This window comes from Streptomyces sp. TP-A0356 (assembly GCF_001417775.1).
GTDB lineage: Bacteria > Actinomycetota > Actinomycetes > Streptomycetales > Streptomycetaceae > Streptomyces.
Genome location: NZ_BBZJ01000028.1, coordinates 109,702 through 132,971, shown reverse-complemented (window position 1 = coordinate 132,971; position 23,270 = coordinate 109,702). Strand labels below are relative to the sequence as shown.

14 protein-coding genes and 1 pseudogene are annotated in these 23,270 nt (G+C 72.1%); 6 read left to right on the top strand and 9 right to left on the bottom strand.

The features are described 5' to 3' along the window. Positions 1–88: 88 nt before the first annotated feature. Positions 89–1,504 carry a GAF domain-containing protein gene (locus ASC56_RS29630; protein ID WP_234377108.1) on the bottom strand — a complete coding sequence of 472 codons (1,416 nt, stop codon included), beginning with the start codon at positions 1,502–1,504 and terminating at the stop codon, positions 89–91. Between the two features lie 410 nt (positions 1,505–1,914). Next, positions 1,915–3,546 (bottom strand): acyl-CoA dehydrogenase family protein, encoded by a 1,632-nt coding sequence (locus ASC56_RS29625; protein ID WP_055494643.1) that lies wholly within the window; start codon positions 3,544–3,546, stop codon positions 1,915–1,917. Positions 3,547–3,668: 122 nt separating this feature from the next. Here ASC56_RS29625 and ASC56_RS29620 point away from each other — a divergent pair, with 122 nt between their 5' ends. Beyond that, a complete protein-coding gene (locus ASC56_RS29620; protein ID WP_055494642.1) occupies positions 3,669–4,853 on the top strand; it encodes a YihY/virulence factor BrkB family protein in 1,185 nt (394 codons plus the stop codon). Positions 4,854–4,918: 65 nt separating this feature from the next. Continuing rightward, positions 4,919–5,632 (top strand): helix-turn-helix transcriptional regulator, encoded by a 714-nt coding sequence (locus ASC56_RS29615; protein WP_055494766.1) that lies wholly within the window; start codon positions 4,919–4,921, stop codon positions 5,630–5,632. Positions 5,633–5,666: 34 nt separating this feature from the next. Here the strand turns inward: ASC56_RS29615 and ASC56_RS29610 are convergent, their stop codons facing one another. Further along, positions 5,667–6,062, bottom strand: coding sequence for a VOC family protein (locus tag ASC56_RS29610; protein WP_055494765.1), 396 nt, complete (start codon positions 6,060–6,062; stop codon positions 5,667–5,669). 152 nt (positions 6,063–6,214) lie between these two features. On the opposite strand from ASC56_RS29610, the gene ASC56_RS29605 reads away from it, so the two are divergent. Continuing rightward, positions 6,215–6,865 (top strand): ThuA domain-containing protein, encoded by a 651-nt coding sequence (locus ASC56_RS29605; RefSeq protein ID WP_055494641.1) that lies wholly within the window; start codon positions 6,215–6,217, stop codon positions 6,863–6,865. Between the two features lie 105 nt (positions 6,866–6,970). Continuing rightward, positions 6,971–8,590: a carboxylesterase/lipase family protein gene (locus tag ASC56_RS29600; protein ID WP_199836095.1), complete on the top strand. Its 1,620-nt coding sequence runs from the start codon at positions 6,971–6,973 to the stop codon at positions 8,588–8,590. A gap of 110 nt (positions 8,591–8,700) precedes the next feature. Here ASC56_RS29600 and mmuM read toward each other — a convergent pair whose 3' ends face one another. The 3 genes from mmuM to ASC56_RS29585 form a co-directional block, all read right to left on the bottom strand. Continuing rightward, entirely contained in the window at positions 8,701–9,639 is a 939-nt protein-coding gene (mmuM, locus tag ASC56_RS29595) for a homocysteine S-methyltransferase (protein ID WP_055494640.1), read from the bottom strand. A gap of 80 nt (positions 9,640–9,719) precedes the next feature. After that, positions 9,720–12,158 (bottom strand): SpoIIE family protein phosphatase, encoded by a 2,439-nt coding sequence (locus ASC56_RS29590; RefSeq protein ID WP_199836104.1) that lies wholly within the window; start codon positions 12,156–12,158, stop codon positions 9,720–9,722. Between the two features lie 463 nt (positions 12,159–12,621). After that, complete coding sequence (locus ASC56_RS29585) at positions 12,622–16,902, bottom strand: HAMP domain-containing protein (protein WP_199836094.1); 4,281 nt, start codon at positions 16,900–16,902, stop codon at positions 12,622–12,624. A gap of 442 nt (positions 16,903–17,344) precedes the next feature. Here ASC56_RS29585 and ASC56_RS37310 point away from each other — a divergent pair. Next, positions 17,345–17,917 (top strand): annotated as a pseudogene (locus ASC56_RS37310) (family 43 glycosylhydrolase). Between the two features lies 1 nt (position 17,918). After that, positions 17,919–18,083: a hypothetical protein gene (locus ASC56_RS40745; RefSeq protein WP_159039721.1), complete on the top strand. Its 165-nt coding sequence runs from the start codon at positions 17,919–17,921 to the stop codon at positions 18,081–18,083. Positions 18,084–18,205: 122 nt separating this feature from the next. On the opposite strand, the gene ASC56_RS29575 is transcribed toward ASC56_RS40745, so the two are convergent. The 3 genes from ASC56_RS29575 to ASC56_RS29565 form a co-directional block, all read right to left on the bottom strand. After that, positions 18,206–19,201, bottom strand: coding sequence for a phosphatidylserine/phosphatidylglycerophosphate/cardiolipin synthase family protein (locus tag ASC56_RS29575; protein WP_055494637.1), 996 nt, complete (start codon positions 19,199–19,201; stop codon positions 18,206–18,208). Positions 19,202–19,637: 436 nt separating this feature from the next. After that, entirely contained in the window at positions 19,638–20,210 is a 573-nt protein-coding gene (locus ASC56_RS29570) for a TetR/AcrR family transcriptional regulator (protein WP_055494636.1), read from the bottom strand. Between the two features lie 189 nt (positions 20,211–20,399). Further along, positions 20,400–23,270, bottom strand: a complete 2,871-nt coding sequence (locus ASC56_RS29565) for a glycoside hydrolase family 2 TIM barrel-domain containing protein (protein ID WP_055494635.1) — start codon at positions 23,268–23,270, stop codon at positions 20,400–20,402.

The window sequence follows — 23,270 nt, the reverse complement described above, 5'->3', positions numbered from 1 at the left end:
GGGGCGGCCTGTGAGAGGGATGCTACGGCAGACGGTTCCGGCACCGGCCGAAGACCCGGGAAAAGGCGGGTTATCCCCACCGTGGGGGCTAGTGGGCCGGGGGGCCGGGGGGCCGTAGGGCGCGGTGGTCGCGACGGGGGACGAGTGGGAGGACCATCTGGGGGCGGGGTGTCGGAGCGGGGGCCGGTTCCTGTTCGTGGACGCCGCCCCAGGACGCACGCCGCGCCCGCACCACCCCCGGTGCCACCGAGTGGGGCAGGAGATCGGCCAGGTCGGTGGGGGGCAGGAGTTCCACCTCCGCCGACTCGCAAAAACGATACGGCCGGTGTTCCAGGAAGGCCCCCAGGTACCGCCGGACGCGGGACATCTCGGCGCGGACCGTGACCGTGCGGGCCGGGTCGCCGAACACGTCGGCCGCCAGGGCCGAGGCCGTGCGGCCCGAGCGGTGGCGGGCCAGCAGGTAGAGCAACTCGGCGTGCCGGGGGCTGAGTTCATGGGTCCAGGAACCGGTGTCGCCCGACACCGTCACCCACCAGCGGCGCGGGTGCGCGACGTCCACGACGATGCGCGTGGTGCGCGCCGGCGCGGGCGCGTCCGCGACGCGGATCAGCCAGCCCCCCGGCAGCGGCTCCACCGTGCAGGGACCCAGCGCCGGAAGCAGACCCGGGCCGGGCGAGAGCGAGGTGGGCAGGGCCACCCGGTCGGTGTACGGCATCCCGGTCACCGCCGCCGTCCAGCCGTCCCGGTCCACGGCCAGCGCCCGTTCGCCCAGCCCGGCGAGTAGCGGCGCCGCCACCGCCCGCAGCCGCTCCAGCGAGGCCAGATGCACCTCGCGCAGCCGTGCCTCGGCCAGCTTGGCCACCGCTCCCACCCATGCGAGCGTCGCCGGATGCATCGTCTCCAGCGGCCCGCTGACGTCCACGACGCCGATCAGCCGGCCGTCGCGCGGGTCCGTGACCGGGGCGCCCGTGCACGTCCAGGAGGCGTGGGAGCGCACGAAGTGCTCGGACGCGAAGACCTGCACGGGGCGCCGGGTCACCGCCGGGGTGCCCACGCCGTTGGTGCCGACCACCGCCTCACCCCAGTCCGCGCCGAGTTCGAACCCCAGCCCGTCCGCCTTGCGCAGCACCGAGGAGCTGCCCTCCCGCCACAACACCCGCCCGTCCGCGTCGGCGACGACCATGATGTGCTGCGCCACGTCCGCCACCGACAGCAGGCCCTCACGCAGCACCGGCAGCACATGCCGCAGCGGGGACTCACGGCGGCGCCGCTCGATCTCGTCGCGGCCGAGCAGATCGGCCCGGAAGTCATGGTCCGGATCGACGCCGCTGCGCAGCATGCGGCCCCACGACGCCTCGATCACCGGGCGCGGCGGAACCGGGGCGCGCCGTCCCGCCAGGGTGGCGCTGCGCACCTCGCTGAGCAGCCGGGCCGCCCGCGCGGCGTCCAAGGTGGCGAGCCGCGCGACGTCCTTGGCCGAGTGCGCCACTGGAACCTCCCCCAAGGCCTGTCGCTTCCTTCGGCTCGCTCGCCCTCCGGGGCGCCTCAGCCCCCACGGCTCACGTGCCGGTGACCGTCAGCCGTTTTCGGCCAGGAGAGCCCGGCCCCTGCTGACGCTGGCCCTCATACTGCCGTCTGTCCGTGACGGAGGGGTGCAATCCGGCAACAGCGAGCAGCAAGTTGCAACCTCCTGCAACCCTGGCGGCCGGTCAAGTGGTGATTGAAACTTGTGCAATGCCGCTCCGGCGGCCTCTGCGCTCCTTGAACGGGGCGGGGAGAGCGGGGGTGGTGCCGTGTCGGCGCAGCACCACCCCCGCGACGCCTGCCCTGCGCGGCACCCGCTGCCTGCCGGCCCGCCTCGCGCGCGTGCCCCACGGGCCCGGGACGCCCGTGGTGTCGTATGTCCGAACGGCGTCAGGCGACCGGCCGGGCCCGCTCCACCAGCATGGCCAGATCCAGGCTGTGCGGCAGGGTGCCGAAGGCCGAACCCCAGTCGCCGCCGAGGCGGGAGCCACAGAAGGCGTCGGCGACCTCCGGCGGCGCGTACCGCACGAGCAGCGAACCCTGGAGCACCAGCGCGATCCGCTCCACCACGCGGCGTGCCCGTGCCTCGATGCCCTCCAGATCGGCGAGTTCGGCGAGCAGGTTCTTGATGGCGCCGTCCAGGCGGTGGTCGGCGCCCCGCGCCCGGCCGACCTCCTGGAGGTAGGCGTTGAGCGCCCCCGGTTCCCGCTGGAGCGCGCGCAGCACGTCGAGCGCCTGGACATTGCCCGCGCCCTCCCAGATGGAGTTGAGCGGCGACTCGCGCAGCACCCGGGCCATGCCCCACTCCTCGACATAGCCGTTGCCGCCCAGGCACTCCAGCGCCTCCGCCACCATCGGCGTGCACCGCTTGGTCACCCAGTACTTGGCGGCCGGCACCGCGAGCCGCAGAAACGCCCGCTCCTGCTCGCTCCCGTCGTCGTAGGCAGCCGCGAGCCGCATGGCCAGCGTGGTCGCCGCCTCCGACTCCAGGGCCAGATCGGCCAACACGTTGCGCATCAGCGGCTTGTCGATGAGCCTGCCGCCGAACGCCTCCCGATGGCCGCAGTGGTGGATCGCCTGCGCCACCGCCTGCCGCATCAGCGCCGCCGAGCCGAGCACGCAGTCGAGCCGGGTGGCCGCGACCATCTCGATGATGGTGCGCACCCCGCGCCCCTCGTCACCGACCCGGCGCGCCCAGGTGCCGTCGAACTCGACCTCGCTGGAGGCGTTGGACCGGTTGCCGAGCTTGTCCTTCAGCCGCTGGATCATGAACACGTTCCGCGTGCCGTCCTCCAGCACCCGCGGCAGGAGGAAGCAGGTCAGCCCGTCCGGCGCCTGCGCCAGCACCAGGAACCCGTCCGACATGGGCGCCGAGCAGAACCACTTGTGGCCCTTCAGCTCGTACGTCCCGTCCTCGGCCAGCGGCCGGGCCGTGGTCGTGTTGGCGCGTACGTCACTGCCGCCCTGCTTCTCGGTCATCCCCATGCCGAACAGCACACCGGCCTTCTGTGCGGCGGGGCGCAGGTCCCGGTCGTAGATCATGGAGGTCAGCCGGGGCTCCCACTCGGTGGCGAGCGCGGGGTCCGTGCGCAGGGCGGGCACCGCGGCGTGGGTCATCGACAGCGGACAGCCGTTGCCCGCCTCGGCCTGTGTCCAGACCATGAACGCGGCAGCGCGCCGCAGATGTCCGCCCGGGCGCGTCCAGGCCGCGGTCAGCCCGGCGGCGACGCCCTTGCCCAGCAGCCGGTGCCACGCCGGGTGGAACTCGACCTCGTCGATGCGGTTGCCGTAGCGGTCGTGGGTCCTGAGCTTGGGCGGGTGCTCGTTGGCCAGGGTCCCCCACTCCTGCACCTGCGCGGAACCGGCACTCCGCCCGAAGCCCGACAGTTCGTCACGGACCTCGTCCAGGAGAGCGGGGTCCAGATGCCGCTCGACGGCCTCCACGAGGGCACGGTCGGCGGTGAACACGTCATATCCGACCAGCGGCGGAGCCTGGTTGGTCACGGTGTGCGTGGCTGCCATGAGAGCGAACCTACCCTGCGGTACGCCGTGGGTCACCCGTATCGCCGAGCGTGGCGGCACGCCCTGCGGGGCCCGCCCCACCAGGGATGAGCACGGGCTCGTGCGGCGGATACCGTTAGCGCGTGCAGTCAGCAGCAAGTGAATCCCCCGAGCGACCGTCCGGCCGGCTCCACCGGGCGCGTGCCCTCTACCGGAACGTCTCCAAGCGCAGGATGGCCTGGCTGCTGCTGAAGGACATCGTCGACTCGTGCATGGAGTACCGGATCCTGGGGCTGGCCGCGGAGGCTGCGTTCTTCACCCTGCTCTCCGTGCCGCCGCTGCTGCTGTGCCTGATCGGACTGCTCGGGTACGTCGACCACTGGACCGGCACCGACACGATCCAGAGCGTGCAGAACAACATCCTGGTGGCGTCCCGCACGGTCCTGTCCGACCGGGGCGTCAAGGAGATCGCCCAGCCGATCCTGCACGACGTGCTGAAGGCCGGCCGCCCCGACGTCATCTCCATCGGCTTCCTGTTCGCCCTGTGGTCGGGGTCGCGGGCGGTGAACGTCTTCGTCGACACGATCACGGTGATGTACGGACTCGACGGCACCCGGGGGATCGTCAGGACGCGGCTGCTCGCGTTCGTGCTCTTCATCGTGGCGCTGCTGATCGGCTCGGTGGCGCTGCCGCTGATGGTGGCGGGGCCGGACGCGGTGGTGAACATCGTGCCGTGGTCGACGACGGTGGTGCAGGTCCTGTACTGGCCGGTGGTCATCATCCTGTCGGTCGTGTTCCTCACCACCCTCTACCACGTGTCCGTGCCGGTGCGCTCGCCGTGGGTGGAAGACGTGCCGGGGGCCCTGGTGGCCCTGGCGATGTGGGTGCTGGGGAGCTTCCTGCTGCGGATCTACCTGACGCACACCGTCGAGGGTCCGACGATCTACGGTTCGCTGGCCGCGCCCGTGGCCGTGCTGCTGTGGATCGGCGTGTCCGCCTTCGCGGTCCTGGTGGGCGCGGCCGTCAACGCCGCGATCGACCGGGTGTGGCCCGCCGCGGCGACGGCGGCGGCCCGCGCGGCGAACGAGCGGCTGCGGCAGGAACAGGCCGCGCAGTACGTGGCCCGCGCCGCCGCGGCCCACTCGGCCGACCCCGACGACCCCGACGACCCGGACGACCTCGACGACCTCGACGACCCGGACATGCCGTCCGAGTTCCCGGAGCGCTGGTCCCGCTTCCTGCCTCCGGAGGACGTCACGTCCCGACTGCGCACGCATGCGCGCAGCGCCCCTCAGCCGCCGCTGAAGGGGCAGGGGACGCAGGGCTGAGCCGGGGGCCGGTCCTCGGCCGGGTGCTGCGTTGGCGTGACCGGGTGCGGCGTAGCCTGGCGTACGTGGCTGTCGGCGGAGGCTTCGCGGTTCACGGGTACGCGGAGCGGGCGTCCCGGCTCGCGGGGGCGGTCGTGTGGACCAACACGCCGTCCACCGCCGGGTGGCCGGTGCTGCCCGACGGCTGCATGGACCTGCTGTGGACCGAGGGCCGGCTGCTGGTCGCCGGTCCCGACACCCACGCACACCACGCCTCCGGTCCGCCCAGGCGCTGGGCCGGCATCCGCTTCCAGCCCGGCACCGCTCCCGCCTTCCTGGGCGTTCCGGCGTACGAACTGCGCAACCGGCGCGTGGAGTTGGCCGACCTGTGGCCCGCCGGGGAGGTGCGCCGGCTGACCGGCCGTGTGGACGCCGCCGCCGATCCCGCGACCGCGCTCGAGGAGATCGCGCTGGCACGGGCCGCGAGGGCACCGGCCCCCGACCCGCTGTTCGCCGCGCTGGTCGCGGCGCTCGACGCGGGCCGTACGGTGGCCGCCACCGCCGACGAACTGGGGCTGGGCGCACGCCGGCTGCACCGCCGCTCCCTCACCGCCTTCGGCTACGGACCGAAGACGCTGGCCCGAGTGCTGCGTCTGCAACGGGCGCTCGCGATGGCTCGGTCCGGCGTGCCGTTCGCGCAGACGGCGGCCCGCGCGGGCTTCGCCGACCAGTCCCATCTCGCCCGGGACGTACGGGAACTGGCGGGGATGCCGCTGGGTGAGCTACTGGCGCTCGGCTAGGGCACTTGTCACGCCGCGGAGATCCCTCAGGGCCCTAGGCACCCAGGTCCGCGAACAGGTCGACGCCGTTGCCGTCAGGGTCGTGCACGACGGCGTACCGCATCCCCCACACGGCGTCCCACGGCTTGAGCGCGCCGTGGTACCCGGCGCCCACCAGGTCCTCGTACACGCTGTCCACCTCGGCGGGGGAGTCGCAGCGGAAGGCGAGCGAGACCCGCCCGCCGCCCGCCGGTGGCCGCCAACCCGGGTGGAAGGAGCGGATGGTGTCCTCGGTGTCCAGGGCGAGCCGCAGCCCACCGGGGAGCCCGGTCTCGACGTGCGGCTGTTCCTCGGCGCCCTCGGGGAAGACGAGCCCCAGGCGGCGGTAGAAGGCGAGGGACGCGGCCAGGTCGGACACGACGAGGCCGATCACATCGAATCGTGGAGTCATACGGCCACCGTAGGCGGCCGACGGGCAGCGGGTCTTGAAGGAATCGGACACGGCCACGACCGGGGCCGTGAGACCCGAAGGCCCGCCGGTCCGAAACCTTCGGCTTCGTCCTGCCCTGGGGGCCGACCCGCCGTGACCCTAGGCTCGACGCCATGGCCTTCCGCGTTCTCGTGTTCACCCGCACCACCGGCTACCGGCACGACTCGATCCCGGCCGCCGTCGCCGCCGTGCGCGGCCTGGGGGCCGGGCACGGCTTCGACGTCGACGCGACGGAGGACCCGAACGCCTTCGAGGCCGATCTCGACCGCTACGCGGCGGTCGTCTTCCACTCCACCAGCGGCGAGGTCCTGACCCCCGCGGGGCGCGCCCGACTGATGGCGTACACGCAACGCGGCGGCTTCGTGGGTGTGCACGCGGCCGCCTGCACCGAGTACGACTGGCCCTACTACGGCGAGCTGCTGGGGGCCCGGTTCGCGCGCCACCCCGCGTACCAGCCGGGCAGGGCGCTCGTCGAGGACCGCGGCCATCCGGCGACCGGGCACCTGCCCGCCGTATGGGAGTTCACGGACGAGTGGTACGACTTCCTGGCCGCCCCCCGAGGGGTGCGCGTGCTCGTCTCCGCGGACGAATCCTCCTACGAGGGCGGCGGGATGGGAGAGGACCACCCGCTGGTGTGGTGCCGTGAGGAAGGTGCCGGGCGGGTCTTCTACACCGCGTTCGGGCACGCCGCCGAGGCCTACGAGGACCCCGGCTTCCGCGCCCATCTCCTCGGCGGCATCCGCTGGGCCGCTCGGCAGGTGTAGCGCGGTGCCGCCGTCTGCGACAGCGGCTGCGTCGGGTCCGGGGCGGGCCGGGGTAGTGATGTGATGCGGTGAGTGGGCAGTCCCCAGTGGTGAGGAGAGGGCCGTATGGACCGTGCGGACGAGGCGAGCGTGAAACCCGCCGACGCGTCGGACCCCGTGGTCCGCACCCCCTACGGAGCCGTGCGCGGACGCTACGAGCGAGGGGTCGCCGTCTTCCGCGGCATCCCCTTCGCCGCCCCGCCGTTCGGCCCGCACCGCTTCCGCCCGCCCGTCCCGCCCGAACCCTGGGACGGGGTGCGGGACGCGGGCGCCTTCGGGCCGACTCCGCCCAAGCCGCCGTACTCGGAGGCCTTCGCCCGCTATCTCTCCGACCCGGTGGTGGGCGGGGAGGACTGCCTCAACCTCAACCTGTGGACGCCCGAGCTCGGTGCCGGCGCCCGGCTCCCGGTCCTGGTGTGGATCCACGGTGGTGCCCTGACCCGCGGCTCCTCCGCCGTGCCCGTCTACGACGGCAGCTCCTTCGCCCGCGACGGCGTCCTCCTCGTCTCCTTCAACTACCGCCTGGGCGTGGAGGGATACGGCCTCTTCCCGGACGCCCCGCCCAACCCCGGGCTGCGTGACCAGCTCGCCGCGCTGGAGTGGGTGCACGAGGCCATCGCCGCGTTCGGGGGCGACCCGGACCGGGTGACCGTCTTCGGTGAGTCCGCGGGGGCGATCAGCATCGGCGCCCTGCTGGCGAGTCCGCGCGCCCGGGGGCTGTTCCACCGGGCGGTGCTGCAGAGCGGCCCGCCCGAGTCCACGGAACGGGACAGGGTGCGGCGCCTGGTGCGGCGCATGGCGACCCGGCTGAAGGTGCCGGCGACGGCGGCCGCGTTCGCCGCGGTGGACCGCACGCTCCTGGCCGAGATCCAGGCGGAGGTGGGCCGCCGGGCCAGCCCGATCCTCGGCGGGCCCGCGTTCGGGATCGTCGTCGACGGCGACCTCGTGCCGCTCGACCCGCTGGAGGCCCTGCTCGACGGCGCCGCCCGGGACGTACCCCTGCTGATGGGGTGGACCAGCGAGGAGTACCGGCTGTGGCTCGTGCCCACCGGGCTCGTCGAGCGCATCGACAGGCTGGGCGCGGTCGCCCTGGCCGGGGCGATGGCACGCTGCCACTGCGGCCCCGAAGTGCCCCGCGGCTACCGGACGGCCCACCCGGACGCCCCCGTCTCCGACCTGGTGGGCCAGATGGTCACGGACCACCTGCTCCGGTATCCGCTGCACCGGCTCGCCGACTCCCGCGTGGGCCAAGCGCCCTCGTACGTCTACGAGTTCGCCTGGCGCTCCGGCGTTCCCGGCCTCGGTGCCTGCCATGCCCTGGAACTGGGCTTCGTCTTCGACAGCGCCGGAGTGCCGGAGTCGGCGAAACTGGCCGGCCCCGACGCGCCCCGCGCACTCGCCCGCGACATGCACACGGCATGGGTGCGCTTCGCGGTGGACGGCGACCCCGGCTGGCCCGTCTGGGACGCCACGCATCCGGTACGCGTCTTCGGCGGCGACGGGGACCCGGTGGTGCACGGCCCCCGCGACACGGAGATGGCGCTGTGGGAGGCCGCGTCCGTCCCGCCCGAGCCGGCCCACGCACCGGCCGCCGGGAACGGCTCCCTCCTGCGCGGTGCGTTGTCACAGTCGGCGGTACGACGCCTGCGGCGCCCCGGAGGCACCCGCCGCACCGACACGGGGTGAAGCCACCTGGCGCCCCGTCGGACCGCGGAGCATCGGCTCCCGTGTGCGGGCGGATGCCGGGCTCCGGTCACACTGCCCGGGCGGACGCTCCCGTGCACCGGCCCGACCGTTCAGACGGATGCCGCAGGCGCCCCCAGCGTGCCGGCGATCGATGCGATCGCCGCCGGACCCACTCGGCAGCAGCCCCCGATCAGCCGTGCCCCGGCGTCGCGCCAGCCGTTCACCCGGGCCGTGGTGAACGTGGTGCGGCCGTCCCAGGCGCGGGCCCGGGCATCCCAGGTCTCGCCGCTGTTCGGGTAGACCACCACCGGCTTGCCCGTCACCCGGGCGGCGGCCTCGACCGCGCCGTCCACATCCTCCGGCGCGCAGCAGTTCACGCCCACCGCGATCACCTCGTCCGCGTCGGCGGCCGGCGCGAACGCCTCCTCCAGCGGCTGCCCGGCGCGCGTGCGGTCACCGGAGACCGTGTACGACAGCCAGGCGGGCACACCGAGCCCTCGCACCGCCCGCAGCAGGGCCTGGGCCTCGTCCGCGTCGGGCACCGTCTCCAGGGCCAGCACATCGGGGCCGGCCGCCGCCAGCACCTCAAGGCGCGGGCGGTGGAAGGCCTCCAGCTCGGCGACCGTGAGGCCGTAACGGCCCCGGTACTCCGAACCGTCCGCGAGCATCGCCCCGTAGGGACCGACGGACGCGGCCACCCACAGGGGCCGCGTGACTCCCCTGGCCCGCGCCCGCGTCGCCGCCGCACGGGCCAGCTCGACGCTCAGGGCCAGGAGCCGCGCGGCCCGCTCATGACCCGTGCCCCGCTTGGCGAAGCCCTCGAACGTCGCCTGGTAGCTGGACGTGATCGCCACGTCGGCGCCCGCCTCGAAGTACGCGAGGTGCGCCTCGATGATCGCCTCCGGACGCTCCGCGAGCAGCCGCGCCGACCACAGCTCGTCGCTCAGGTCGTGCCCGGCCGCCTCCAGCTGGTTCGACATACCGCCGTCGAGCACGACGGTTCCTTCGGCGAGCGCCTCGGCGAGGGTGGGAGTGGTGTCGCTGGTCATGTCACGACGCTAGTCGAACCAGGTACTGGACGCCCGAGGACGTCCAGTACCTGGGCAGGTGCCCGGCCGTCGGAAGGGCCCTAGGCGACACGGATGCCGACGATGCAGGTGTCGTCGTCCGTGTCCGACCTGCTGTAGGTGAGCAGCCGGTCCAACTGCTGGTCCAGGGTCGGAGGCACCGTGCGCGCGGTGGTCAGCAGATGGGCGAGGGACTCCTCCAGGGAACGGTCACGGCGCTCGATCAGGCCGTCCGTGTACATCAGCAGCGTGTCGTCCACGGCGAGTTGGAGCTCGTGCTCCTCGTACGTCGCCTCGGGCACGGCGCCCAGCAGCATCCCCTTGGCCAGGGGCAGCGGCGCGGCCTCGTCGCCCCGCACCAGGACGGGCGGCAGATGGCCCGCCCTCGCCCAGCGCAGGGTGTGGTGGCGCGGGTCGTACAGGCCGCAGACCGCGGTGGCGGTGACGGAGCCGGTCAGATGGTGCGCCACCATGTTGAGCCACGACAGCAACTGGCCGGGCCCCGCGCCCGTCACGGCGAGTCCCCGCAGCGCGTTGCGCAGGACGACCATGCTGGTGGCCGCCTCGATACCGTGCCCCGCGACGTCGCCCACGCACAGCAGTACCAGCCGGGACGGCAGGACGACCGCGTCGTACCAGTCGCCGCCGACCAGCTGTTCGGTCTCCGCGGGCCGGTAGCGCACCGCCACCTGCAGGCCGGGAGCCTCCAACGGGGCCTGCGCCGGGGGCATGATGGCGTGCTGCAGCTGGAGGGTGAGCCGGTTGCGTTCGGTGGCCTGCTGCTCGGTGTGGGCCAGCTGGTCACGGGTGGCGGCGAGCGCGACCTCCGTCCAGTGCTGGGCGGAGATGTCCTGGTAGGCGCCGCGTACGACGAACAGCCGGCCACCGGCGTCGAGCACGGGTTCGGCCGCCACGCGGATGTGACGGGTCACCCCGTCGGGGCGCTGCAGCCGGAAGGCCGTGGACGCGGGCCGCCGGTGGTGGAGCAGGGTGCGCAGGAACCTGCCGATGGCGACGGCGTCGTCCGGGTGGGCGTGGGCGGGCAGCTCCTCCAGCGGTACCGGGGTGCTCGACGGCGGCTTGCCGTAGAGGCTGAACAGCTGGCCGTTCCAGGTGATCTCGCCGGTGAGCAGGTTCTCCTCGAAGCCGCCGATGCGGCCGAGGCGCTGGGCGTGCTGCAGCAGGCTGGCGAGGCGGGCCGTCTCGTCCTCGATGCGCCAGATGAGCAGCAGGCTGTTGGCGTGCCTGCTGACGTTGATGTCGGCCACCGCGGCCAGTGGTACGTCGTCCACCAGGGCGGTGAGCCTCATACGGTGGGCACGGAAGGGTTCGCCCGTGGCGTAGACGCGCTCTATCCGGTCGAACAGCTCGCTCTCGGCGGCGGCCATCGGGTACGCCTCCAGCAGCAGGGAGCCGTTGACGACGCCTCGCGGCCGGCCGGCCGGGTCGAGGAAGCGGCTGTTGACGTGGTGGATGCGGAAGTCGACCAGGTCGCCGTTGCCGTCCAGGTGCGGTACGAGCACCAGGGCCGGGTCGTGCAGCCCGTCGGCCAGGTCCATCAGCTCCGCGACGTCCGGAAGGACCCGGGGCCGATGGTCACCGTCGGGGCGCAGGAGCGCGTCGGTCTCCAGTGTGTGGGCGCACAGCTCGGCCAGGGCCTCGACCTGGCGGACGATCTGTGGCGGCTGCGGATCCAGCGGCGTCGGCCAGGCGATCTCCAGAACTCCGTGGATGCGCCCGCCGGTACCGGCCGGCAGGGCGACCCTGCCGCCGTCCGGGTGGTGGTGCTGGCCGATGGTGGGCAGACCGGTCTCGGACAGGGAGCCGATCCATTGCCCCGCGCGTTCGGCGAGACCGCGGCGCGCCACGGTCGCCACGCCCGGGGGGACGTACCGCCAGCGTCCGGCCTCCGCCGACGAGAACCCGGCACTGCCCGCCAGCGTGAGGGAGCCGTCGGATCCCGCGGCCCAGATGGCCACGGCGACCGCGCCGAGCGGGGTCAGCGCGTGCTCCAGCAGGGAGTCGGCGACGGCCTGTGTGTCGTCGGCGGCGAGCGCTCCGCTCTCGGCGGCCCGCAGCCGTACGGCGCAGGAGTGGCGGTCGGGCGGACCGGCCGGCGAGGGGGAGTCCTCCTTCTCGTCGGGAGCCACCGCGAGGTTCAGGAAGGCGGTGGTCACCTCCGAGAGCCGGTCACGCGAGGCCTGGTTGATCACCTCGACGGCGAATTCGAGCGGTGTCGCGCCTGCCTGCTCGGTCAGCTCGGCGAGCTGCCGGGCCGCCTGTGCCGGCCCACACCTCAGCCGCTCGACCAGGATGCCCTTGGCGAGTTCGATCAGGGCGCGCCCGTCCGCCTCGGCCTGGGCCGCCCGCACCTCGCGGCGCAGCCGCTCCACGGTCGCCGCCAGCCTGCCGACACGAGACGCCGTCGGATGCGCCGCACCACCGGCGACCTCGGCGCCCGCCGGGTCCACGGAGCCGGGATCGGGGGCCGTCGGGTGCATGGAGCCCGGGTCGGGGGCCGTCGGGTGCATGGAGCCCGGGTCGGGGGCCGCCGGGTGCATGGAGCCCGGGTCGGGGGCCGCCGGGTGCATGGAGCCCGGGTCGGGGGCCGTCGGGTCCATGGGATCCGGGTCGGGGGCCGTCGGGTCCATGGGGTCCGGGTCGGGGGCCGTCGGATGCATGGAGCCCGGATCGGGGGCCGTCGGGTCCATGGAGTCCGGGTCGGCGGCTGCCGGGTCCGCGGAGTCCGGATCGGCGGCCGTCGGATTCACGCCGACCGGCTCGGTGGCTGCCGGGTCCGCGCCGGTCCGCTCGGCGCCCGTCGCGCCGGCGCCGAGCTGCTCGGGCGGTTGCTTGCGGTTGCTCACGGTTGGCCTGTTCCTCGGCTGGGACGTCCGGGGACGCCACACGGAGGGCGCCGGTCGGCGCCGGTTCGACTGGTGCGCACGGCGGGTGTCCCACCCCTCAGGCGGGCAGCCAGCGTCGGACGCAGGCGATCAGATCGTTGGTGTCGACGGGCTTGGTGACATAGTCGTTCGCACCCGACGCGAGGCTCTTCTCCTGGTCTCCCGGCATCGCCTTCGCGGTGACGGCGATGATGGGCAGATCCGCGTACTGGGGCATCTTGCGGATCTCGGCCGTGGCCGTGTAGCCGTCCATCTCCGGCATCATCACGTCCATCAGGACCACCGCGACGTCGGGATGGCCGAGCAGCGTCTCGATGCCCTTGCGGCCGTTGTCCGCGTGCAGCACTCGGAAGCCGTGCAGCTCCAGGATCCCGCTGAGCGCGAAGAGGTTGCGCGCGTCGTCGTCCACGACGAGCACGGTACGGCCGAGGAAGGTGTCGTCGACGGGCTGCGCGGCCGAGTGCTGCGACTCCTCCACGCGCACCAGGGACAGCACGTCACCGGGCTCCTCGGCGGACAGGTGCAGGGCGATGTGCTCGCGCAGCTCGTCCAGGCTGGACAGGAAGTCCAGCGGCCGGCCTCCCGAGCGGGCCCGCAGGTCCTGCTCCTGCGCCAGATCCACGCGATGTCCGCTGTGGACGAGCACGGGAACGCTCGCCAGCGCGGAGTCGCCCTGCATGGCCCCCAGGAAGCGCGACGCCTCGTCCTCGGGCATGCCGAGATCCAGGACGACGCAGTGGCAGGGTTCGGCGGCCAGCGCGCTCGCCGCCTCCTGCGCCCCGACGGCGGTGACGATGTCGATCGCCCCGCGCGGATCGCCGCCGTCGTGGTCGTGCGCGATGTCCGCGACCGCGCTCTCCGCGACGAGGGTCAGCAGACCACGCGGGCGCTCCTCGACGACCAGCAGTCTGCGCCTGCGCTGCCCGGGCAGCGCCAGGGGCACGGAATCCGCACGCGGTGCCGGTACGACCTCGGAGCGGATCACGGCCGGAGGCTGCTCCGCCGGCCGGCCGCCGCCGTCCAGCGACTCCTCGAAGTCCGGGCGCGCCACAGGCAGGTAGAGCGTGAACGTGCTGCCCTGACCGGGCGTGCTCTCGACCGTGACGGCGCCGCCGAGCAGATGGGCGATCTCCCGGGTGATCGACAGACCGAGGCCGGTGCCGCCGTACTTGCGGCTCGTCGTCCCGTCCGCCTGCTGGAACGCGCCGAAGATCGTCTCCAGCTGCTGCTGCGGGATGCCGATGCCGGTGTCCTTCACGCGGAAGGCCACGACGGTGCCGCCGCGCACGACCCCCTCGGGCGCCTCCCGGTCGGCGGCCGGTTCGATGCGCAGCTCGACGCTTCCCTGCTCGGTGAACTTGACCGCGTTCGACAGCAGGTTGCGCAGGATCTGACGCAGCCGGGAGTCGTCGGTGAGCAGGTCGGCCGGGGCGCCCGGGGCCGTGGTCACCGTGAATTCCAGGCTCTTCTGCGTCGTCATCGGCCGGAACGTCGCCTCGACGTACTCCAGCAGCTGCCGCAGCGGGACCCGCTCGGGGCTGACGTCCATCTTGCCCGCCTCGACCTTCGACAGATCGAGGATGTCGTTGATCAGCTGGAGCAGGTCCGAGCCCGCGGAGTGGATGATCCCCGCGTACTCGACCTGCTTCGGGGTGAGATTGCGCGACGGGTTCTGCGCCAGGAGCTGGGCCAGGATCAGCAGGCTGTTCAGCGGAGTGCGCAGCTCGTGGCTCATGTTCGCCAGGAACTCGGACTTGTACTTGGAGGCCAGCGCCAGCTCCTGGGCACGGGTCTCCAGTTCCTGCCGCGCCTGCTCGATCTGCAGGTTCTTGGCCTCGATGTCGCGGTTCTGCGAGGCGAGCAGGGAGGCCTTGTCCTCCAGCTCGGCGTTGGAGCGCTGCAGTTCGTCCTGCTGGACCTGCAACTCGGCGGAGCGCTCCTGCAGTTCGGCCGTCAGCCGCTGGGACTCCTCCAGCAGCTCGTCCGTACGGGCGTTGGCCACGATGGTGTTGAGGTTGACGCCGATGGTCGGCATCAGCTGGCCCAGGAAGTCCTGGTGGATCTGGGTGAAGCGGGTGACGGAGCCCAGCTCGATGACGCCGAGGACCTGGTCCTCGACCACGATGGGCAGCACGGTCAGGGCGCTCGGCACCATGTGGCCGAGCCCCGAGGAGATCGTCACGTAGCCCGGCGGCAGCTCCTCCACGCTGATGACGCGGCGGTTGCGCGCGGCCTGGCCGACCAGCGAGCGGCCGACGGGGATGCGGGTGGGCCGCTCGTCGTCGTCGGGGTATCCGTACGAGCCCACCAGCCGCAGCTCGGGCCCGCGCTCGGTGTCCTCCGCGAGATAGAAGGCGCCGTACTGGGCCGACACCAGGGGCGCGAGCTCGTCCATGATCAGCTCGGCCACGACGGGCAGGTCTCGGTGGCCCTGCATCAGGCTGGAGATCCGGGCGAGGTTGGTCTTCAGCCAGTCCTGCTCCTGGTTGGCCCGCGTGGTCTCGCGCAGGGACTCGACCATGGAGTTGATGTTGTCCTTGAGCTCGGCGACCTCGCCCGACGCCTCCACGGTGATCGAGCGGGTCAGGTCGCCCTCGGCGACGGCGCTCGCGACCTCGGCGATCGCGCGGACCTGCCGGGTGAGGTTCCCGGCCAGTTCGTTGACGTTCTCCGTCAGCCGCTTCCAGGTGCCGGAGACGCCCTCCACCTCGGCCTGGCCGCCGAGCCGTCCCTCGCTGCCGACCTCCCGCGCCACGCGGGTGACCTCGGCGGCGAACGACGAGAGCTGGTCGACCATCGTGTTGATGGTGGTCTTGAGTTCCAGGATCTCGCCGCGGGCGTCGACGTCGATCTTCTTCGACAGGTCACCGTTGGCCACCGCGGTCGTCACCAGCGCGATGTTGCGCACCTGGCCGGTGAGGTTGTTGGCCATCGAGTTGACGTTGTCCGTGAGGTCCTTCCATGTACCCGCCACGTTCGGCACGTGCGCCTGGCCGCCGAGCCGCCCCTCGGTGCCGACCTCGCGGGCGACGCGGGTGACCTCGTCGGCGAAGGCGGACAGCGTGTCGACCATCGTGTTGATGACGTCCGCCAGGGCCGCGACCTCGCCCCTCGCCTCGATCGTGATCTTCTGGGACAGGTCACCGCGTGCCACCGCCGTGGCGACCTGGGCGATCGAGCGGACCTGGCCGGTCAGGTTCGACGCCATCACATTGACGTTGTCCGTCAGGTCCTTCCAGGTCCCCGAGACGCCCCGGACGATGGCCTGGCCGCCGAGATTGCCCTCGGTGCCGACCTCCCGCGCCACGCGGGTGACCTCGTCGGCGAAGGCGGAGAGCTGGTCGACCATCGTGTTGATGGTGTTCTTGAGTTCGAGGATCTCGCCCCGGGCGTCGACGGTGATCTTCTGGGAGAGGTCGCCCTGGGCCACCGCGGTGGCCACCTGGGCGACGTTGCGGACCTGTGCGGTGAGGTTGCCCCCCATGAAGTTGACGGAGTCGGTGAGGTCGCGCCAGGTGCCCTTCACACCCTTGACGTCCGCCTGGCCGCCGAGCCGCCCTTCGGTGCCGACCTCGCGGGCGACGCGGGTGACCTCGTCGGCGAAGGCGGAGAGCTGGTCGACCATCGTGTTGATGGTGTTCTTGAGTTCGAGGATCTCGCCCCGGGCGTCGACGGTGATCTTCTGGGAGAGGTCGCCCTGGGCCACCGCGGTCGTCACCTGGGCGACGTTGCGGACCTGTGCGGTGAGGTTGCCCGCCATGAAGTTGACGGAGTCGGTGAGGTCGCGCCATACGCCGCCGACACCGGGCACCTGGGCCTGGCCGCCGAGCCGCCCCTCACTGCCGACCTCGCGGGCGACGCGGGTGACCTCGTCGGCGAAGGCGGAGAGCTGGTCGACCATCGTATTGACGGTCTCCTTGAGCTGCAGGATCTCGCCGCGCGCGGGCACGTCGATCTTCTGCGACAGATCGCCCTTGGCCACCGCCGTCGCCACCTGGGCGATGTCGCGGACCTGGGTGGTCAGATTGCCCGCCATGGCGTTGACCGAATCGGTCAGATCGGCCCAGGTGCCGGAGACCCCCGGTACCTCCGCCTGACCCCCCAGCGTGCCCTCGGTGCCCACCTCACGCGCCACGCGCGTCACCTCGGAGGTGAAGACGGACAGTTGGTCCACCATGCCGTTGAAGACGGTGGCGATGTCGCCGAGCAGGCCCTCCCCATCGGCCGGCAGCCGGGTGCCGAAGTCGCCGTCCCGCACGGCGGTCAGCCCGGCGAGCAGCTGAAGCAGCTCCTGCTCGCCCGGAGCCCGCTCGGCGGTCTCGGTCGTCTTGCTGGTCATGCGCATCCTCGTTCCGCTCCCCAGGAGTCCCCGCGCCGAGCACTCGGAACCGCGCCGGGCCGGTTGACAGCGCCGCCCATTTCCCCTCATTTCCGCAGTTCACGTATCTGCCGGATGAGAAAATACGTCGCAGACTAACTCAGTTGTCGTGTGACAACCAAAGCGTCGCGCAACGATCATGGCTCCCCTGGCCGGCGGATGCGGGGGTGCCTGCCGACGTGCACGCGTGGTGCGGAGCGGGGTTCGCACCGAACTCGCCCCACCCCGACGGCTCCTGGTCCCGAGCGGTCGTGTCCGCCTCCGTGAGCGGCTTCCGTCTTGCCTCGTCCGACCCGTTGACCTCCCGGAGGCGGGCCCTTACCTTCTCGATGTTCGTAATGACAGATGTCGTACGAAATATCGAACGCTCCCCGGTGGTCCCCACTCCCGAGAGGCAGTCCGCATGAGCCGTGACGACGACCTGCCCCTGGTCCCCAGCCGCAGACTGATGCCGAAGGGCGCCCTTGCCGCGGGCACCCCCGTATGCGAACCCGCTCGTCCGTCAGCGCGCAGACCCGCACATCCACCGTCACACCGACGGCTTCCACTACTTCACGGCCACCGTCCCCGAGTACGACCGGATCATCCTGCGTCGCTCGCGCACCCTCGGCGGCCTCGCCACGGCCGCCGAATCGGTGATCTGGACCAAGCACGCGACCGGCGCCATGGGTGCGCACAGACCGCCGACGCGAACGGCGACCTCATGGACCCCGCGAACTGGTCCAAGTCCCCGACGCCCGTCTTCACCAGCAGCGACACCACACACCAGTACGGCCCCGGCCACAACTGCTTCACCGTCGCCGAGGACGGCCGCACCGACGTACTCGTCTATCACGCCCGCCAGTACAAGCAGATCACCGGCGACCCCCTGAACGACCCCAACCGCCACACCCGCATCCAGAAGTTCGGCTGGAAGCCGGACGGCACCCCGGACTTCGGCGTCCCGGTCGCCGACACCGTGACCGAAGGGGCGTGACATGAGACGCGCGTACGCGATCCTCCTCGCCCTGTGCCGGGCCCTGTGCGGCGCCCTCGCCATCGCCGGTCCCCATACGTCCGTCCATGGCGCGACGGCGTACGCGGGTCTGGTGCGCGACGCCCCGGTGGCGGAAGATCTGATACCGGAGGGTCCTTCACGTTGACCACGGACCCCTCCCGCGCGGGGTGAGCACACCGGGGCGCACCCCCGGCTCACAAGCCCCTGGGGCGTCCCGACCGGAACCGGGGCGCCCCAGGCCTGTGCCGTCCGCCACCGGACCGGGGGTCAGCCGCTGAACACCGTGCCTCCGGCGAAGTCGGAGGCGAAGGTCTTCTCGATGCCGTTCAGGACATCGACATCGTTGACGATCAGGCCCAGCTCGCGGTTGTGGTTCAGGGAGTTGTCCGAGAAGTTCTCCGACCCGGCGAAGACCTTCGCCGTCGCGGTGCCGTAGTCGGCGACGATCGCCTTGGCGTGCACGTACAGGCCGGTCTGGCCGTTGTAGGTGACCACCTTGCCGCCGGCGGAGACCACCGACCTGAACTGGCTCTGGTAGCTGCTCGGGTTCATGCCGACGACCCGCACGGCCACACCGCGCTTCGCGGCGGCGACGACGGCGTTGACCAGAGCGGTGTCACCGAACTCCAACTGCTCGACGTCCAGGGTGTGCTGGGCGCCGTTGATCAGGGCGAGCAGCCGGTTCTGGGCGTCCGTGGGGGACCAGACCAGGTTGTCCCCGTCGGAAGGGGTGATCGAGGTCTTGGCGTAGTCGGCGTTGAAGACCTGCTCGATCGCCGCGACATCGGCGGCGTCGGCGTCGAAGACCCCGTAGTCGCGGTCGTTGGTGTAATACGTGGAGTCCAGGTTCCCGGTCATGATGAGGGACTTGGCGCCGTCGACCGTGATCGACTTCTGGTGTGTGTAGACGAAGGCCGACGAGGAGTAGGTGACGCCGACCCCGGCCGCCTTGAGGGTGTTGTATGCGGAGCCGTTCACCGAGGTGTGGGCCGCGTCGAGGATGACCCGGACGGCGACGCCGGCCTTCTTGCGGTTGACGAGGTCGTTGACGGCGGTGGTGTCGCGCAGTTCGTACAGGGTGACGTCGACCGAGCGCGTGGCGGAGTTGATGAAGTCGTAGACCGCGGTGTGGCCCTGGTCGGGGAAGACCAGCAGCGAGTAGTTGCCCGCCCCCTGCGCGGGCCCGGCGGCCAGGACGGTGACGGACGCGGTGGCGCAGGCCACGAAGGCGAGCGCGGCGCGGCGAGCGACGGTACGGAGCATGCGTGTCTCCCGTGAGCGACGTGGCGCGCAACATCGGCCACTGTCGTGGCGGACGTTGACCTGGGCGGAACGGCGGTACCGCGGCGATCCTCAGGGAGCGCGACGGAATCCGTTCGACGTGCTCAGAACATGGACATGACGTGTCGGTGAATCCGTGCCGGTCGGGGAGACCGTGGCGGTGAAAGCCGGAGGGGTGCCCTGCGTCAACTGATCAGGGGCCGACCGACGTTCGATTCCGGTGCCGGGAGTGCGCTATGCTTGATCACGAGCTGGTCGCCGGAACTCCCGGCACCTGGCTGTGCGTTGGTGGTCCAAGGAAAGACGTCCCGCTTCCTGCGGGAAGATGCAGGTGCAAGGCCTGCCCGGCGCTCGGACATGAGCCCCACTCCGCCTCGTGCGGGGTGGGGCTCGCGTGTCGTACGCCGACTCATCACCCTCACTGCCCCCGGGGCCAGTGCCCAAGAGCCACATGCAGGGCGTCGACGGCCTTGTCCCAGGACGCCTGTACGTCCCGGGGCGCGCCGAAGCCGCCGACGGCCTCCAGGGCGCAGTAGCCGTGGAACGTGCTGCGCAGCAGACGGACGGCATCGGTGAGGTCGGGTTCCTCCAGGCCGTAGGCGCGGAGCATGCCGTAGGTGATCTCGGCGGTGCGGCGCAGGGCGCGGGACTCGGCGACGAGGGGCTGGTCGAGCCGGATCTGGGTCGCCGCGTAGCGCCCAGGATGCCGCAGCGCGTACTCCCGGTAGGCGCCCGCGAACGCGACCAGCGCGTCCTTGCCGGCCCGCCCGGCAACCGCCGCCGCGATGTGCTCGATCATCTCCTCGCCCGCCAGCAGGGCGATCCGGGTGCGCAGTTCCCGCAGGTTCTTGACGTGCGAGTACAGGCTGGCGTCCTTCACACCGAAGCGACGGGCCAGGGCGGAGACGGTGACGTGCTCGAAGCCGACCTCGTCCGCGAGATCGGCCGCCGTCGCGACGACCCGCTCGACGGTGAGTCCGGCACGGGCCATGGGGCGCTCCCTACCTTGGAATCCAAGGTGGGAGCCTAGCCCATGTAGGCAAGTGGTCGGGGGTGCGGGACGGTGCCACGCGTTCGGATCGAGGCCCTCGGCCCTGCCCGGCGCCGACAGTTCTCGCACGCCGTCTTGCGGCCCCCGTGTCGGCCGGCGGCGGGCGATCTCACCGTGTAGGTCAGCCGGTCAGCTGATGACCGAGAAGACGAAGGAGAACTCGGCGGGCTCGGCCCGCAGGAAGTACTGCGGCAGCGGGCCCGGACCGCACGACTGCGAGCCGATTCCGTGCATGCCGTGGTCGAGGTTGACCCATACCGTGTCGCCGGGCGTGAGGTCGGTGAGGTGCCGGGCGGCATCCAGCTGCTCGTTCGTCCAGCGCCGCGCGCTGAACCAGAACTCCGGTTCGCCCTCGATCCTGAGGCCGCCGATCTCGGCCCAGCGGACGTCCGCGCGGGCACCGTTCTCCTGCGGGCGCACGTACGGCGTCTGAAGCTGGTCGACCGTGGACTCCCAGCGGCCCACCTCGGACGCCGCCCTGGTGTCCGGGTACGCCTCGCCGGGGCCGCCGCCGAACCACCTCACGCGGTCGGCCGAACCGGACAGTCCGAACCGGATCCCGAGCCGGGGCAGCGGCACCGTCCAGTCGCCCTCCGGCGCCACGGACACCGTCAGCCGCAGCCGCTCGCCGTCCGACGTCCAGCGGTACACGGTGGCGAGGCCCACCTCCCGGGCGGCGGGCGCCACCCGGGCCCGTACGGTCAGCGCGTCATCGCCCGGCTCCACCGCGTCCAGGCGGTGGCGCATGCGGTGCAGGCCGAGCTTGCGCCACAGCAGGCCGTAGCGGATGTCCGTCTGCCACTCCGCGCCGTCGTCGTTGTCGGTGGGCGCCCGCCACACATCCAGACGTGGGCCGGTCACCTCCACGCCGCCGATGGTCCTCAGCGCACCCGTGCGGGCGTCGAAGGATGCGGGGCCGAGCGTGATCCGGCCATCGCCGGGGACGGGGGTCTCACTCCGGCCGAGCCGCACCGGAGGACGCCCGGACACCTGGATCTGGCCCCACGCCACCTGGTGGCCCTTCGGCCCCCACGCGGTCTGGGACGCCAGCAACGCCCGTACCGTCAACTGCGTCTCCCCGCCCCGGACGTCGGGCGGCTGCGGCAGTTCGACCTCCGCCGACTCGCCCGGCGCGAGCGCCGGCACCGACAGCGTGCCCGACTCGGCCGTGTCGCCGTCGACCTGGTAGGACCATTCGAAGGCGAGTGCGGACAGATCGGCGAAGTCGTACGCGTTGCGGATCCGTACGGTTCCGTTCCCGCTGTCGCCGTCGATCCGGACCGGCTCGATCACCTTCTTGTACTCGGCCAGACCCGGTGACGGCCGCCGGTCGGGGAACAGCAGTCCGTCGCAGACGAAGTTCCCGTCGTGCAGCTCCTCACCGAAGTCGCCGCCGTAGGCGAAGCCGTACCGTGCGTCCTTGACGCCGTGGTCGATCCACTCCCAGACGAACCCGCCCTGGAGCCGGTCGTACGCCTCGAAGAGCCGCTGGTAGTCGGCGATGCCTCCGGGGCCGTTGCCCATGGCGTGACCGTACTCGCACAGGATGAAAGGGAGTTCGCGGCGCCTGTGGGGGCCGCCGTCCAGGCCCTGGCCGATCCGCTCGACCTCGTCGTGGAAGGCGTACATCCGCGAGTACACGTCCGTGTCACGGCAGTTGACGTCACCTTCGTAGTGCACGAGCCGTGCCGTGTCCCGGTCGTGGATCCACTCCGCCATGGCCGTCAGGCCGCGGCCGGTGCCGGCCTCGTTGCCCAGGGACCAGATGACCACCGAGGGGTGGTTCTTGTCCCGCTCGACCATGCGCGCGGCGCGGTCGAGGAGCGCCGGGGTCCAGCGGTCGTCGTCGACCGGGTTGTCGCGCCAGGCCTGCTCCACGAAGCCGTGGGTCTCCAGGTCGCACTCGTCGATGACCCAGAGCCCGTATGCGTCGCACAGGTCGAGGAAGGCAGGGTGCGGCGGGTAGTGCGAGGTGCGCACCGCGTTGACGTTGTGCCGCTTCATCAGCAGCACGTCCTCGCGCATGGTCTCCAGGTCCAGGGCGCGGCCCTTCTGCGGGTGCCACTCGTGCCGGTTGACGCCCTTGAACAGGACCGGCTTCCCATTGACCTTGATCAGGCCGTCTTCCACAACGACCGTGCGGAAGCCGATCCGGAGCGGTACGCGCTCGCCCTCGGTGGCCAGCACGCCGTCGTACAGCCTGGGGGTCTCCGCGGTCCACGGCTCGACGGGTACGGTCACGGGCTCGCCGGTGGCGGCATCGATGTCGAGGGCGGGCACGATGACCCGGCCGTCCACGTCCGAGTCGACCTTCAGCGTGCCTTCGCCGGTCACATGGTCGTAGGAGGCGTGCACGAAGAAGTCGAGGACGCTGCCCGCCGGGCGGTGCAGCAGCGTGACGTCCCGGAAGATGCCGGGCAGCCACCACTGGTCCTGGTCCTCCAGATAGGAGCCCGCGGACCACTGGTGGACCCGCACCGCGAGGACGTTGCCGCCCTCCTTGAGCAGATGCCCGACCGCGAACTCGTGCGGCAGCCGTGAGCCCTTGAACTCGCCGAGGTCCGTGCCGTTGAGCCATACGCGGGCGCAGGACTCGACGCCGTCGAAGCGCAGCACCGCCCCGCCGTCCGACGGCCAGTCGGACGGCAGGTCGAAGACGCGCAGATGGTCACCGGTCGGGTTCTCGGTGGGCACGCGCGGCGGGTCGACCGGGAAGGGGTAGAGGTGGTTGGTGTAGATGGGGGAGCCGAAGAGGCCACTGCCCTGGAGGACCCAGTGACCGGGGACCGAGAGCTCCGCCCAGCTCCCCGCGTCGTATCCGGGCTCGGCGAACGAGTCGTCCTCGGCGTCGGCCGTCGGCGACAGCCTGAAGCGCCAACTGCCGTTCAGAGAGAGGGATGCAGCGTCCGAGGACGCGTACCAGGCGCGCGGCGGCAGGGCCCCGCTGCCGGGGGCGACGTCCTCGACGTAGTCGATGGCCGTAGGGGTGTGGAAAGACAT